This is a genomic window from Agromyces binzhouensis, from assembly GCF_004135055.1.
In the GTDB taxonomy this organism is placed as follows: domain Bacteria; phylum Actinomycetota; class Actinomycetes; order Actinomycetales; family Microbacteriaceae; genus Agromyces; species Agromyces binzhouensis.
This window is the reverse complement of the sequence record NZ_SDPL01000629.1, coordinates 1-1231: the sequence shown is the minus strand read 5'-3', so window position 1 is coordinate 1231 and position 1231 is coordinate 1. Positions and strand designations below refer to the sequence as shown.

Below are 1231 nucleotides of genomic sequence, written 5' to 3'. Positions count from 1 at the left end.
TCGAGCGGACGCGGCGGCGCCGGGACCCAGCGCGAGGCCGAGCGCCGCGGGCGCCGGCAGCAGGCCGAGTTCGCGGGGGCCCGCAACACGCGGTTCGTCGTGTTCCCGGGCTCGGCGCTGGCGAAGAAGCCGCCGGCCGCGATCATGGCGGCCGAGCTCGTCGAGACGAGTCGCCTGTTCGCGCGCACCGCCGCGGCGATCGATCCGGCCTGGGCGGAGCAGCTCGCCGGACCGCTCGCGAAGCGCTCGTACTCGTCTCCGCGCTGGGAGCGGCGCCAGGGCTCGGCGGTGGCCGACGAGAAGGTGCTGCTCTTCGGAGTGCCGATCATCCCGAAGCGGCGCATCCAGCTCGCCCGTGTCGATTCCGCACTCGCGCGCGAGCTGTTCGTCCGGCACGCGCTCGTCGAGGAGGACTGGGACTGGAACCGGCTCGATAAGCGCCTCTTCGCGTTCGTCCGCCGGAACCGCGAACTGCGCCGCGAGCTCGGCGAACTCGAGGAGCGCACCCGCCGCCGCGACGTCCTCGCGGGCGACGAGGCGGTCGTCGCCTTCTACGAGCAGCGACTGCCGGCGGATGCCACGGACGCGCGCGCGTTCGAGCGCTGGTGGCGCCGCGAGCACCGCACGCACCCCGACCTGCTCACGATGACCCGGGCCGACCTGCTCGGGGAGGACGGGGTCGCGACCGACGACGGGCTCCCCGACCGGTGGCGCCAGGGCGACCAGACGCTGACGCTCCGCTACCGGTTCGAGCCGGGCGCCGACGACGACGGCGTGATCGTGCAGGTGCCGCTCGTCCTGCTGCCCCGGCTCGAGCCGACCGGGTTCGACTGGCAGGTGCCCGGCTTCCGCGACGAGCTCATCACCGCGATGCTGCGCACGCTGCCGAAGGTGCTCCGCCGCCAGGTGGTGCCGGCCGCCGAGTGGGCGGCGAAGGTCGCCGCCGAGCTGCCGGCGGGGCCGGAGTCGGGCGAAGCGCGTGCGCCGTTCGACGAGACCGTGGCGGGGGTCGTGAAGCGGCTCACGTACGCGCCCGTGACGGCCGGGGACTTCGACATCGACCGCGTGCCGCCGCACCTGCGCGTGACGTTCCGCGCGGTCGACGAGCACGGCCGCCCCGCGGGCGACGACAAGGACCTCGTGTCGCTCCAGTCCCGGCTCGCCGAGCGCGCGGGACGCGCGGTCGCGTCGACGTTCTCGGTCGGACCCGCGGCGAGGCCGGGGCGGGGCG

The 1231-nt window shown here is 75.4% G+C and carries 1 protein-coding gene; it reads left to right on the top strand.

What is annotated here, in order from left to right; genetic code table 11:
* Nucleotides 1-1231 (top strand): DUF3418 domain-containing protein (locus ESO86_RS17235; RefSeq protein ID WP_129235989.1); only part of this gene is annotated, 1231 nt, incomplete at both ends.